Annotated in this window: 11 protein-coding genes; 5 read left to right on the forward strand and 6 right to left on the reverse strand. The window is 73.2% G+C overall.

What is annotated here, in order from left to right; all coding sequences use genetic code 11:
* Positions 1-35 precede the first annotated feature (35 nt).
* A complete protein-coding gene (locus BM076_RS26660) occupies positions 36-2303 on the reverse strand; it encodes a serine/threonine-protein kinase (protein ID WP_093716252.1) in 2268 nt (755 codons plus the stop codon).
* Between the two features lie 153 nt (positions 2304-2456).
* Complete coding sequence (locus tag BM076_RS26665; protein ID WP_177246629.1) at positions 2457-3386, reverse strand: oxygenase MpaB family protein; 930 nt, start codon at positions 3384-3386, stop codon at positions 2457-2459.
* Between the two features lie 380 nt (positions 3387-3766).
* Here BM076_RS26665 and BM076_RS26670 point away from each other — a divergent pair, with 380 nt between their 5' ends.
* A complete protein-coding gene (locus BM076_RS26670) occupies positions 3767-5371 on the forward strand; it encodes an LCP family protein (RefSeq protein WP_245796408.1) in 1605 nt (534 codons plus the stop codon).
* Between the two features lie 29 nt (positions 5372-5400).
* Here BM076_RS26670 and BM076_RS26675 read toward each other — a convergent pair whose 3' ends face one another.
* A complete protein-coding gene (locus BM076_RS26675) occupies positions 5401-6270 on the reverse strand; it encodes an SDR family NAD(P)-dependent oxidoreductase (RefSeq protein WP_093716253.1) in 870 nt (289 codons plus the stop codon).
* 115 nt (positions 6271-6385) lie between these two features.
* On the opposite strand from BM076_RS26675, the gene BM076_RS26680 reads away from it, so the two are divergent.
* The 4 genes from BM076_RS26680 to BM076_RS26695 all read left to right on the forward strand — a co-directional run bounded on the left by BM076_RS26680 (position 6386) and on the right by BM076_RS26695 (position 9181).
* Complete coding sequence (locus BM076_RS26680) at positions 6386-6952, forward strand: TetR family transcriptional regulator (RefSeq protein WP_093716254.1); 567 nt, start codon at positions 6386-6388, stop codon at positions 6950-6952.
* A gap of 77 nt (positions 6953-7029) precedes the next feature.
* The gene (dhaK, locus tag BM076_RS26685) at positions 7030-8022 is read left to right on the forward strand and encodes a dihydroxyacetone kinase subunit DhaK (protein ID WP_093716255.1); all 993 of its coding nucleotides are present in this window, start codon (positions 7030-7032) and stop codon (positions 8020-8022) included.
* A gap of 83 nt (positions 8023-8105) precedes the next feature.
* Positions 8106-8780, forward strand: a complete 675-nt coding sequence (gene dhaL, locus BM076_RS26690) for a dihydroxyacetone kinase subunit DhaL (protein WP_093716348.1) — start codon at positions 8106-8108, stop codon at positions 8778-8780.
* Between the two features lie 8 nt (positions 8781-8788).
* Positions 8789-9181, forward strand: a complete 393-nt coding sequence (locus BM076_RS26695) for a PTS-dependent dihydroxyacetone kinase phosphotransferase subunit DhaM (RefSeq protein ID WP_093716349.1) — start codon at positions 8789-8791, stop codon at positions 9179-9181.
* An 87-nt stretch (positions 9182-9268) separates the two neighbouring features.
* Here the strand turns inward: BM076_RS26695 and BM076_RS26700 are convergent, their stop codons facing one another.
* The 3 genes from BM076_RS26700 to BM076_RS26710 form a co-directional block, all read right to left on the reverse strand.
* Positions 9269-9526 (reverse strand): hypothetical protein, encoded by a 258-nt coding sequence (locus BM076_RS26700; protein WP_093716256.1) that lies wholly within the window; start codon positions 9524-9526, stop codon positions 9269-9271.
* Positions 9527-9642: 116 nt separating this feature from the next.
* The gene (locus BM076_RS26705; protein ID WP_177246630.1) at positions 9643-10704 is read right to left on the reverse strand and encodes a questin oxidase family protein; all 1062 of its coding nucleotides are present in this window, start codon (positions 10702-10704) and stop codon (positions 9643-9645) included.
* Between the two features lie 136 nt (positions 10705-10840).
* Complete coding sequence (locus BM076_RS26710) at positions 10841-12484, reverse strand: MFS transporter (protein WP_245796410.1); 1644 nt, start codon at positions 12482-12484, stop codon at positions 10841-10843.
* Positions 12485-12627: the final 143 nt, after the last annotated feature.

Below are 12627 nucleotides of genomic sequence, written 5' to 3' on the forward strand. Positions count from 1 at the left end.
GCCCAATGCGCAGGGCCTCCCGCCGCACGCGCGCTTCACAGCCGCTCGGGGCCGCCCTGCTGCTGGGCCGAGACGCGGCGGTAGAGGGCCTGGGCCTCGGCGGTGCGGCCGAGCTGTTCCAGGCAGTGCGCCTCGTCGTTCCGGCTGGTGAGGGTGTCGGCGTGGTCGGCGCCCAGGACGCGTTCGCGCGCGTCGGCGACGTCCTGGTAGACGGCGAGCGCGGTCGACCAGCGGCCGAGCCAGCCCAGGCCGACGGCGACCTCCCGCTTGCTGACCAGTGTGTCCGGATGCTCGCCGCCCAGTACCCGTTCGCGCACCGCCGCCACGTCGCGGGCCTCGGCCAGCGCCCGGTCCCAGTGGCCGAGCCTGCCCAGATTGACGCCGAGCGCGTGCCGGGCGCGCAGTGTCTCGGTGTCGGTGGAGCCCGCGATCCTGGTGCGTGCCTCGACCAGTTCCTCGTACAGCGCGAGGGCGTCGGCGCTGCGGCCGAGCCGGCCGAGGCAGATGCCGGTCTCGTAGCGAGCGGCGAGCGTGTCGGGGTGGTCGGCGCCCAGTTCCCTGGCGCGGGCGGCGGCCACTTCGCGGTAGGTCTCCAGCGCCTCGGCCCAGCGACCCGCCTGGCCCTGCGCGTAGCCGACCTCGAAACGGGTGACCAGGGTCTCCGGATGGTCGGGGCCCAGCACCCTGGCGCGTACGTCGGCGACCTCGACGGCCATCGCGTACGACTCGTCGGTCCGCCCGAGACGGCCGAGGTTGAAGGCGAGATTGTGCTTGCAGTGCAGGGTGTCGGGGTGCTCGGGGCCGACCGTGCGCTCGCGGGCGGCGAGCACGTCGGAGTAGATCTGGTGCGCCTCCAGGTAGCGGCCGAGGCCGCCCAGCGCATAGGCGGCCTCGTGCCGGGCGACCAGCGTGTCGGGGTGGTCCGGACCGAGCACCCGGCGGCGGACGTCCGCGACGTATTCGTACAGCCGCAGCGCCTCTTCCGTGCGGCCGAGCCGGCCGAGGCAGTACGCGGCCTCGTGGCGGCTGGCGAGCGTGTCGGGGTGCTCGGTGCCCAGCGCGCGGTCGCGGTCGGCGGCGACGGCGGTGTGCAGGTCGTACGCCTGCCGCCAGTTGCCGACCCGGCCGAGGTCGATGCCCTCGGTGTGCCGGGCGGCGAGGGCGGCCAGCGTGTCGGGCCCGGCCTCGACGGCCAGGGCGCGGGTGGACCAGGCGCCGGTGATCTCGTGCCGGGCCGGTGCGGGCATCCGGTGGGCGCGGGTGGAGCGGGCGGCGGAGCCGGTGCTCAGGCCCGCGGCCCAGCCGGGCAGCACCGGCGGACTGCTCGCCGCCGCGGCGCCGGCCGCCGCCCGCATCGCCTTGAGGCGTCCGCCGACGTCGGCCGCGTCCTGGGGGCGGTCCTCCGGGTCCTTGGCGAGCAGGTCCAGGATCAGCCGTTCCAGCTCGGCCGGGAGTTCCGGGCGCCGCGCGCGCGGCGGCTCCGGCTCGGTGTCGCGGTGGCCGACCAGGATCGACCAGGCGTCCTCCAGGTCGAACGGCGGGCGCCCGGTGGCAAGTTCGTACAGCACGCAGCCCAGTGAGTACAGGTCGCTGCGGTGGTCGACCTCGGCGCCCGAGCCGATCTGCTCGGGCGACATGTAGTGCGGGGTGCCCATCGCCATGCCGGTGCCGGTCAGCCGGGAGGTGAAGCCGATGTCGTGGCCGAGCCGGGCGATGCCGAAGTCGCAGATCTTCACGGACCCGTCGCTGAGCCGCATGATGTTGGCCGGCTTGAGGTCCCGGTGCACGATGCCCTGATTGTGCGTGTACGCCAGCGCGTCCGCGACCTGCTCGGCGATGTCGGTGATGTCGGGGACAGGCAGCGGATGGCGCTGCGCGTCGTCGAGCACCTGGAGCAGATTGCGGCCGTCGAGCAGCTCCATCACCAGGAAGAGCAGGCCGTCGTGCTCACCGAAGTCGTGCACCACGGTGACGCCGCGGTGCTGGAGCGCCGCCGCGACCCGGGCCTCGCGCCGGAAACGCGCCTGGAGGATACGGGTGAACCCGGCGTCGCCCGCGTGCCCGACCGGCTTGAGGCACTTTACCGCGATCCGGCGGCCCAGCGATTCGTCCAGCGCCCGCCAGACCTCGCCCATGCCGCCGCGCCCGATCAGCTCGTGCAGCCGGTACCGGCCCTGGATGAGGGCCCCCTGACCCTCGGGGCCCTGCCCCTGCCGGTGTCCCTGTTCTCGCCCTTGCTCGTGGATCCGCTCGTGTCCCTCGTCGCGTCCTTGGCCGTGTCCCTCTTGATGTCCAGCCGCCATCGCGTGCCGCCGCCCCCGTGGTCCTCGGTGCTTCCCCGCATCCAGTATGGCCATGACCGCCGACAACTCCAGCGCGTCGCGGCCCCGGTCCGCGGCGTTCTTCCCCGGCGGCGGCGTGTGGCGGCGGGTCGGACGGGGCCGGAAGGTGCCGGATCAGCGCTGTACGGCGCGCCCCGATTCGGGCTCTCCAGCCGCCCGCACCGCCGTCTTCCCTGCCCCTGTCCCCACCGTCGCGGCCTCCGTCAGCCGCCGGACGGAGGGGTGGGTGCCGGGGCCGAGCCGGCCGACCGCCTTGAGGATGTGGCCGGGCGGCAACTGCCAGCGCAGCCCGGCAGGTACGGCCCGCAGCAGCCGGCCCATGGCGCGCAGCCGCCGGTCGGCCGCGGCCCGCGACGGCGGCCGGCCGCCGTACAGCTCGTGCGCGTACGGCGGCAGCGCCGCGTAGGCGGTTCCGGCGATCTGCCGCCACAGCGCGGCCCGTACCGGCAGCAGCGCCCAGTGCACGGGCGGCGCCTTGAGGAAACCGGTCACCTCGCGGGACTCCGGTGTCGCCGCCAGTTCCGGCAGCACCTTCTCGAAGTAGCGGGCGAGTTCCGCGGTGCCGGCCGGGACCTGCTCGGGGTCGAGGCCCACCAGCCGCGCGGACACGCGCTGTTCGTCCACGTACCGGTCCGCCTGCGCGTCGGTCAGCGGGAAGCCGGAGCGGCGCGCGATGTGCAGGTAGGAGTCGATCTCCGCGCAGTGCACCCACAGCAGCAGCTCGGGGTCGTCCACGCCGTAGCGCTCCCCGGTGTCCGGGTCGGTCGCGGACAGCCTGCGGTGGATGCCGCGGATCCTGGCGCCGGCGCGCTCGGCGGCGGGCGCGGTGCCGTAGGTGATCTCGCCGACGAAGGAGGCGGTGCGCAGCAGCCGCCCCCACGCGTCGCGCCGGAAGTCCGAATTCTGCGTCACCCCGCGCACCGCGCGCGGATGCAGCGCCTGGAGGTACAGGGCCCTGATCCCGGCGATCCACATGATCGGGTCGCCGTGCAGCTGCCAGGTCACCGAATCCGGCCCGAACAGCCCGGGGTCCGCGTCCCGCACGGCGCCTCCTTCGACCCACCCGCACCCGATGCGCCGCCGTTTCCGGCGCACCACCCACGCTAACGCCGTACCGGCGGCATGCCGAGGCCGGTGCGGGAGACGGTCCCGCGCCGGATCCCGTTGCCGCTGCCGCCGGAGGTGATGATGGCGGCGCCGCGGGGCAGCCGCGGTCCGGCTCACCGTGGGGCACGGCGCCCGTCCGGCCCTCTTCGAGCTGTCCGGTCGCCGGGGGTGCCTCCGTCCGCCAGGCGTACGCGTCGCGGCGACACCCCCCCGTCCATGGATGGCCGGGTTTCGCCGCTTTTGTGGGTAATACTGCAATTCCGCTGATGGGCGCAGGGTCCATCGGTCCGCGGACGGACGCGAGGGCGCACACACGTATGGCCGACGGGCAGGACGACCATCACGACGACGACCGCACGGCGAACGACCGCCCGGAAATCGACCGGACCGCCCGCCTGCCGGGCCGCGGCGAGAGCGGTGAGGGCGGTGAGGGCGGCGACCGCGACGACAGCGGCGGGAGCCCGCACGGGCCGGGCGGCGGACCGGACGAGGTCACCGGGTCCGGGGCGTCGGCGGTGGCGCCGCGCGGCGGACGCACCCGCAGGCGGCGGGTGCTGCGGATGGTCGCGCTCGCCACATCCGCCCTGGTCCTGCTGACCGCGGCCACCGCCACCGTGCTCTATCTGCGGCTCGACGGCAACATCCGGAATCTGCCGCTGTTCGGCGGGGTCGGCGGCGACGCGGGGCGCGAGGTCCCCGACGCCTTCGGCAGGACGCCGATCAATGTGCTGGTGATCGGCTCCGACACCCGCGCGGAGCCCGAGGACTGCCGCCTCGGCGGCGACTGCGGCCCCGGGCAGAACGCCGACGTCGGCATGGTGCTGCACATCTCGGCCGACCGTTCGCACGCCTCGGTGCTCAGCATCCCGCGCGACACGGTGACCGATCTGCCCGCCTGCCGCGACCAGGACGGCGAGGTCACGGACGCCTGGCGCGGCCCGATCAATGCCACGCTGCGGCACGGCCCCGGCTGTACGGTCGCGGCCGTGCACGCGCTGACCAAGATCCCGATCGACCACTTCGTGATGGCCGACTTCGCGGGTGTGGTCCGGATGTCCGACGCCATCGGCGGCGTACCGGTGTGCGTGAACCGTGATGTCTACGACTCGTACTCGCACCTGAAACTGGCCAAGGGCCGGCACGAGCTCCAGGGCACGTCCGCGCTGGAATTCCTGCGCTCCCGTCACGCCTTCGGGGACGGCAGCGACCTCGGCCGCACCGACGCGCAGCACCTCTTCCTCGGCGCGCTGGCCGGCCGGCTGCGGGAGAACAGCTCCTTCACCGATCCGGCCTCGCTGTTGAGCCTGGCGGACGCCGCGACCAAGGCGCTGACCGTGGACCCCGGACTCGCCGCCGTCCACCGGCTGGTGGGCCTGGCCAACGACCTGCGCAAGGTGCCCTCGTCCCGGATCGTCTTCACCACGATGCCGAATGTGCCCGACCCCGACGACACCGACCGGGTCGTGGTCTCCGCCTCCGGCCGCCGGCTGTTCGCCGCGATCGCCGCGGATCTGCCCCTGACGGTCACGGCCGCCCCGAGCCCGGACGACGCGGCCGGTGAGACGGCCGCCGACACAGCGGCGCCCGACGGAACGGGGACCTCGTCCGACGCGGATGTCCCGTCAGGCTCGGACTCCGGCACGGACTCGGGATACTCGTCGGACTCCGACTCTGAATACTCGTCCGACGCCGACTCGGAGTTCTCCTCCGATTCCGACGGCGCGAACGGCAGCGCCTCGCCGACCGCCACGCCGAGCACCGCACCGACCACCCCGCTCACCCGCACCCCCGGCCGTACCGCCGCGACCCGCACCGCCTGCGCGCAGGTCGCGACCGAGCCGGCGGTGACGGTGCGCGGCGAGACGCTGACGCCGAGCGCCGCCTTCCGCGCCACCCCCTGGATCCCGGTCTCGGCGCCCTGATCCCGCAGGCCAGGATGAGAGGTCGGAGGTCAGGAGGTGTGCGTGCCCAGCGGGTCGAGTTCCGCGGCGGTCGCGTCGTCACGGTCGGTGGAGACGCTCACCTCGCGCCACCGGGCGTCGGAGGCGGCGCGGGCCTCGGCGGCGAGACCGGCGTAGCGGTAGGCGTCGCTGCCGAGGATCAGGCGCAGCGGCGGCTCGTCCATGGCGGCCACGTCGAGCACGACGCGGGCGACCTTCGCCGGGTCGCCCGCGGCGGCGGGGCCGCCGCGCATCGCCTCGGCGCGGACGCCGACGGTGGCGCGGTAGGGCTCGCTGACCGGCGGGACGGCCATCGAGGAGCCCGCCCAGTCGGTGGTCATACCGCCCGGTTCCAGCACGCTGACCTTGATGCCGAGCGGGCCGACCTCCTGGGCCAGCACCTCGGAGAAGCCGCCGACCGCCCACTTGGCGGCCTGGTAGGCCGAGAGTCCGACCGAGGCGAGCCGGCCGCCGATGGAGGAGATCTGGATGATGTGGCCCGCGCCCTGCTCGCGCAGCACGGGCAGCGCGGCCTTGGTGACGTTCACGACGCCGAAGAGATTGGTGTCGACCTGGGCCCTGAAGTCCTCGTCGGTGATGTCCTCGACGGAGGCGAGATTGGCGTATCCGGCGTTGTTGACGACGACGTCGAGGCGGCCGTAGGTGTCCACGGCGGCGCGGACCGCGGCCTCGGCGGCGGCGCGGTCGGTGACGTCGAGGGCGACCGGGTGGATGCGGTCGCCGTGCGCGGCGGCCAGGTCGCCGAGCTGTTCGGGGCGGCGCGCCGCCGCGACGACCCGGTGTCCGGCCGCGAGCGCGGCCTCCGTGATGTCTCGTCCGAGACCGCGTGCGCTGCCGGTAACGAGAAAGACCTTCGACATGAGCGGGACCCTGCCTTACTGCTGTCTTCTAACCGTTTAGTTGATTACGCGCTTCCGATTGGAGCACTCGGCGGGACGCTTGTCAACTAGACGGTTAGTTGACTAAGGTGGCGGCATGGCGCGCGACGCGGAGGCGACACGGAAGAGACTGCTGACGGCGGCCCTGGACGAATTCGCGGCCTATGGCATCGCGGGCGCCCGGGTCGACCGGATCGCGGCGGCGGCGCAGTCCAACAAGGCGCAGATCTACCACTACTTCGGCAGCAAGGACGGCCTGTTCGACGCCGTCTTCAACGAGATCTGCGTGCGCTCGGTGAGTGAGAATCCGATCGACACCGCCGATCTGCCCGGTTACGCGGCCCGTATCTTCGACGGCTACGAAGCCCGTCCCGAGGTCCCCCGGCTGGTCACCTGGTACCGCCTGGAACGGCCCGGCTCCCGCGATCCGCTGGAGATCGTCGTGACCAGCCTGCGGGCCAAGACCGACGCGATCGCCCGCGCCCAGGCGGCCGGAGAGCTGCCGTCCCGCTTCACCGCGCCCGAGCTGCTCGGGCTGATCATGCACATGGCCTCGCTGTGGATCACCGCGACCCCGGAGTACGACCCGCTGGTGGCCGATGTCTCCCGGGCCCGCCGCCGCCAGGTCGTGGTCGACGCGGTGACCGCGCTGCTCGCCGCCTGAGCGGAACGCGCTGCGCGGCGCGGTTGCGGCAATACTGGGCAGGAGGCGTACCAGCCCGACCTTCTCAGGAGGTACTGATGAAGATGCTCATCAACGTCGCCGAGACCGTGGTCGCGGACGCGCTGCGCGGCATGGCCGCGGCGCATCCGGAGCTGACCGTGGACGTCGAGCGGCGGGTGATCGTACGGCGGGGCGCGCCGTACGAGGGGAAGGTGGGCCTGGTCTCCGGCGGCGGGTCGGGGCACGAACCGCTGCACGGCGGATTCGTCGGGCGCGGCATGCTGGACGCCGCGTGTCCCGGTGAGGTGTTCACCTCGCCGGTGCCGGACCAGATGGTCAGGGCCGCCGCCGCGGTCGACAGCGGGGCCGGCGTGCTGTTCGTCGTGAAGAACTACACCGGCGACGTGCTCAATTTCGACATGGCCGCGGAGCTTGCCGAGGACGAGGGCGTCCAAGTGGCCAAGGTGCTGGTCAATGATGACGTGGCGGTGGTGGACAGCCTCTACACCGCGGGCCGGCGCGGCACCGGGGCGACGCTGTTCGTGGAGAAGCTGGCGGGCGCCGCCGCCGACGCGGGCGCGCCGCTGGACCGGGTGGCGGCCGTGGCCCGCCGGGTGAACGAGTCCTCGCGCAGCTTCGGGGTGGCGCTCAGCGCGGTCACCACACCCGCCAAGGGCACTCCGACCTTCGATCTGCCCGCCGGGGAACTGGAGTTGGGCATCGGCATCCACGGCGAGCCGGGCCGTGAGCGGCGCGCGATGATGACGTCCGGCGAGATCGCCGATGTGGTCGTGGACGCGGTCGTGGAGGACCTGCGGCCGGACGGCCCGGTCATCGTGCTGGTCAACGGGATGGGCGCGACACCGCTGCTGGAGCTGTACGGCTTCAACGCCGAGGTGCACCGCGCTCTCACCGAACGCAAGGTGCCGGTCGCCCGCACCCTGGTCGGCAACTACGTGACCTCGCTCGACATGGCGGGCTGCTCGGTGACCATCTGCCAGGTCGACGAGGAGCTGCTCGGGCTGTGGGACGCGCCGGTCTCCACCCCGGCGCTGCGCTGGGGCTGCTGATCCCGCCCGGTGATCCCACGCCGGTGATCCCGCCGGCCCCCCGGGCCTTCGACCACCCACCGCGGAAAGGACCGTACCGCCCCATGAACGACACCCCCGCCCCCGGCTCCGGCATCGACGCCACCTTCGTACGCCGCTGGCTCGATCTCGCCACCACCGCGCTCGACCGCGAGGCCGACCGGCTCACCGAACTCGACTCCCCCATCGGCGACGCCGACCACGGCAGCAATATGCGGCGCGGCTTCATCGCGGCCCGCACCGCCGTCGAGCAGGAGCCGCCGGAGACGCCGGGCGGAGTGCTGGTGCTGGTCGGCCGCACACTGATCAGTACGGTCGGCGGCGCGTCCGGGCCGCTGTACGGCACGCTGCTGCGCAAGGCGGGCAAGGAGCTGGGCGAGGCGGAGACGGTGGGCGCCGACCGGCTGCGGGACGCGCTGCGCGCGGGGGTCGGCGGGGTGGCGCAGCTCGGCGGCGCCGCGGCGGGCGACAAGACGATGCTGGACGCGCTGCTCCCGGCGCTCGACGCGCTGACCGGCGCGCTCGACGCGGGCGGGTCGGCGGCCGAGGTCCTGGCCTCGGCCGCCTCCGCCGCCGAGGAGGGTGCCGAGGCCACCACACCGCTGCGGGCCCGCAAGGGCCGGGCCAGCTACCTGGGCGAGCGCAGCATCGGCCACCAGGACCCGGGCGCGACCTCGGCGGCGCTGCTGATCGGCGCGCTGGCGGAGGCCGCGGGTGCTACGGGCGGGGGCGCGGCGTGACCGCCCCCATGGTCGGCATCGTGCTGGTCTCGCACAGCGCCTCGGTCGCCGAGGCGGTCGCCGCGCTCGCCGCGGGGCTGACCGGCGGCGGCACCGATGTCCCGGTGGTCGCGGCGGGCGGCGGTCCCGACGGGGGCCTCGGCACCAGCTCGGACCTGATCGCCTCGGCGGCGCGCACGGTCGACCAGGGCACGGGGGTGGCGGTACTCGCCGACCTCGGCAGCGCCGTCCTCACCGTCAAGGCGCTGCTCGCGGACGACGAACTGCCCGCGGGCAGCCGCCTGTTGGACGCGCCCTTCCTGGAGGGCGCGGTGGCCGCCGTCGTCACGGCCTCGACCGGCGCCGATCTGGACGCGGTCGCCGCGGCGGCCGAAGAGGCGTACACCTTCCGCAAGTTGTGACCGGGCCCCGCCGTCCCGGCGGCCCCGTACGGCCGACGGCCCCCGCCGACGGATCGGCGGGGGCCGGGCGTGCGGACGGCGGACGGGTCAGCGGCCGTAGCCGATCAGGGCGCGGACCATCCGGCAGGTGATGTCGGACGGCGGGTGGACTCCGATGCGGTCGGCCGTGTCACGGATCCGGCGGTCGCCGGCCTGCGACGGCTCGTAGACACCCGAATCGAGCAGGGCGATGACCAGGCGCATCGTCTTGAGCCGGCGGTTGTGCGCGACATACCACTCGCGCGGCCGGCCGGCCGGGAGCGGCTTCTTCGGCAGGGACAGTAGGGGCAGTGCGGCAACAGCCATCGGCATCCTCCTGAGGCGTCGTCCGACCCTTTCGAACACTCTCGATTTTACCGCCAAGCACTGACAAAGTCCGCTGGCCAGACGAGGGTTGACCAACCATTGGGAGGGCGCTCCCGCTACCCGCCGAGCAGGCGTACGGCGTGCCGCGCCGCGGCGAAGCAGCGCGGGTCGTCGTGGTCGGCGTCGGCGTACTCGCGCAGCGCCGCCTCGGCGATCTTGATGGCGTGTTCGTCGCGCAGGTCGACCGCCGACTCCACGATGCGGCGGCGCACCGCCGGGTCGTGGGCGTCGACGGTCAGCGCTCCGGGGTCGGGCGCGCCGCGTCCGGTGAAGATGTTCAGCAGCGTCCCCGACACGTCGCGGACCGCCTCGTAGGAGGGCAGCGCGAGGTGCGGCGGCAGGTGCGGCAGTGTCATGCGGACGGCCGCGGGCGCGGTGACGGCGTGGATGGCGGGCACCGGATTGCCGCCCGGCCGCACGAGCGTGTAGCGGGCGGCGCCGGTGGCGGTCAGTTCCATGAGGGCCGCGTCCACGGATGTCTCCAGCAGGGCGTCGGCCGCCGCGAACAGCGTCGATCCGCGCTGCCTGCCGAGCGTACGCACCGCCCCGACGGCCTTCGCGCCGCGCGCCGCCGCGCCGTTCGCGGGCTGGTACAGCGCGGCCCAGAAGGCCAGTCCGTTGGCCAGTTCGTGGAGTTGGGCGGTGCTGGGCGCGGGGACCGCGGTGATGCCGCGGACGGCGTGCGCGGTACGGATCACCCCGTGGGTCAGGCCCGCGAACATGCCGGGGGTCAGCCGCGGCCACCAGGTGGCGAGGGCGGCCTGCCAGCCCACGGCGTCGATCTCGCGCCGGAAGAGCGTCGCCCAGTCGGCGAGCCGCCGGGCCTCGCCGAGCGCCGCCCGCCACGAGGAGGGGTCGGCGGCGTCGATCGGCGCGAACAGGTCGGGCGGTGCGCCGAGCCCGCGGTGCGCCGCGTACCACTCGACCCAGTCGGGCACCTGGTCGCCGTGCCCGAGGGCGGCGAGCGCCTCGGCGCCCATCGGGGCGTGGAGGGCGAAACCGCGCAGCTGGGTGCCGGTGCCGAGGAAGAAGCCCGCGTGGCCGAGCCGTTCCAGGGCCTCGTTGACGGCGGTGTCGTACGCGGGGTCGTGCGGCGCGTCGTGGCCGGCGTCGGACATGGCGGGCACGGTCCCTTCATCAGACATGGCCTGTCGTGCGCGGCGCCGACCGGTGGCCGGGACACCGCACGAAGCGGGCTCCGCTCCCCCGTGGCGCCGGGAGCGGAGCCCGCTCATGTGTCGCGGTACGTCGCGCTCAGCCCCTGGCCGGCGCGGCGTCGGCGGCCTCGGCCGCCGCCAGCTCGTCGGCGCTCAGCGGCAGTCCGTGCGGGTTGGCCGAGGCGCCCGAGGGCTTCTTGACCAGCAGGCAGGACGCCGCGCCGAGGAACATCACCACGACCGACACCAGCAGCGTCGGGTGCATGGCGTCGATGAAGCCGTGGCCGAAGACGGCGGCGCCCGTGTCCTGGATACGGTGCGCCACATCGGCCGGGACACTGGACGGCAGCTTCATGCCGGAGGTGTTCCCGGCCACTTCGAGGTGCTTGCCCGCGCTGTCGAAGCTCTTCACGAAGCCGTCGCGGTAGTCGGCCGGTACGGCGCCGGCCCGCTGCGCCGCCTGGTCCTTGAGGGAGGAGGCCAGCTGGCCCTGGAGCACCGCGCCGACCACGGCACCGGCCAGGACCGAACCGACCTGCCGCAGCGCGTTGTTGACGCCGGACGCTGCGCCGGTGAGCTTGGGCGGCACATTGCGCATGACTTCCGTGGCCATCGGGGTGAAGGTGCAGCCCGCGCCCATGCCCATCACGAACAGCGGGGCCACCACGCCCGTCCAGCTCTCGCCGACGTCGGCCACGGACATCACCCACAGCAGACCGCCGCCGTACAGCACCAGGCCGGTCATCAGGATGTACTTGCCGCCGAGCTTCTCCGACAGCACACCCGCGGGTCCGGCCATCACGAAGGTGCCGACCGACAGCGGCAGCAGGACGATGCCGGACTTCATGGCGCTGTAGCCGAGGACCGACTGGAGGTAGACGGTGATCGGCAGGAAGAGGCCGACGATGCCGAAGGAGATGGCGATGCCGACGAAGTTCATGATGGTGAAATTGCGGTCCTTGAACAGCGAGAACGGCACCAGCGGTTCGTTGTCCTGCTGACCGCGCTGGTAGCCGAGGAAGACCGCGAACACCACCGCGGACGCGGCGATGGACGTCCAGATCCAGCCGTTCCAGTCGTACTTCTGACCCTCGATCAGCGCGAAGGAGAGCAGGAACAGCGCGACCGACGACAGGATGACGCCGGGGATGTCGAAGCGGTGCTTGACCGAGCGGTCCGCGTTGGGGATGAACAGCAGCGCGCCGACCACGGCCAGGACACCGAGCGGGATGTTGACGAAGAAGATCCAGCGCCAGTCGATCTTGGTGACCAGCACACCGCCGACGGCCGGGCCCGCGGCGCCGGACACACCGGCCACGATGCCCCAGATGCCGAGCGCGACACCGCGCTTCTCGTGCGGGAAGACGTCGATGATCAGGGAGAGGGTCTGCGGCAGCAGCATCGCGGCGCCGACGCCCTGGATCGCCCGGAAGGTGATCAGCTGCGACGGGTCCTGCGCCAGGCCGCAGGCCAGGCTCGCCAGGGTGAACAGGGCGACGCCGTAGACGAAGAGGTTCTTCTTGCCGGTCAGGTCGCCCATGCGGCCGGCGGTGATCAGCAGGACGGCGAGTGCCAGGGTGTAGGCGTTCGTGATCCACAGGATCTGGTCGAGTGACGCGTCGAGGTGCTCCACCATGTCCGGAATGGCGATGTTGACGATCGTCAGGTCGAGGAGTGTCATGAAGAACCCGATGGACAGCACCGTCAGGATCGCCCACGGGTTTCCCCGCAACTTGGTCACAATTCCTCCTTGCCGTGGGCGTGCCAGCGCTCACGGTCGCATGTGTGGTTCGAGGCGACGACGATCAGCTCCACGACCTCAAGAGGAGCCGTACGAGAACGGATGTGACATCGCCGCCGGGCGGTGAGGCGTGTATCACAGGG

This window comes from Actinacidiphila alni, from assembly GCF_900112845.1.
Taxonomy (GTDB): Bacteria; Actinomycetota; Actinomycetes; order Streptomycetales; family Streptomycetaceae; genus Actinacidiphila; species Actinacidiphila alni.

Coding starts and splice junctions, on each gene's coding strand:
- BM076_RS26680 (WP_093716254.1), top strand. CDS start 6,386: ATGGCGCGCGACGCGGAGGCGACACGGAAGAGACTGCTGACGGCGGCC.
- BM076_RS26670 (WP_245796408.1), top strand. CDS start 3,767: ATGGCCGACGGGCAGGACGACCATCACGACGACGACCGCACGGCGAAC.
- BM076_RS26660 (WP_093716252.1), bottom strand. CDS start 2,303: ATGGCGGCTGGACATCAAGAGGGACACGGCCAAGGACGCGACGAGGGA.
- BM076_RS26695 (WP_093716349.1), top strand. CDS start 8,789: ATGGTCGGCATCGTGCTGGTCTCGCACAGCGCCTCGGTCGCCGAGGCG.
- BM076_RS26675 (WP_093716253.1), bottom strand. CDS start 6,270: ATGTCGAAGGTCTTTCTCGTTACCGGCAGCGCACGCGGTCTCGGACGA.
- dhaL (WP_093716348.1), top strand. CDS start 8,106: ATGAACGACACCCCCGCCCCCGGCTCCGGCATCGACGCCACCTTCGTA.
- BM076_RS26705 (WP_177246630.1), bottom strand. CDS start 10,704: ATGTCCGACGCCGGCCACGACGCGCCGCACGACCCCGCGTACGACACC.
- dhaK (WP_093716255.1), top strand. CDS start 7,030: ATGAAGATGCTCATCAACGTCGCCGAGACCGTGGTCGCGGACGCGCTG.
- BM076_RS26700 (WP_093716256.1), bottom strand. CDS start 9,526: ATGGCTGTTGCCGCACTGCCCCTACTGTCCCTGCCGAAGAAGCCGCTC.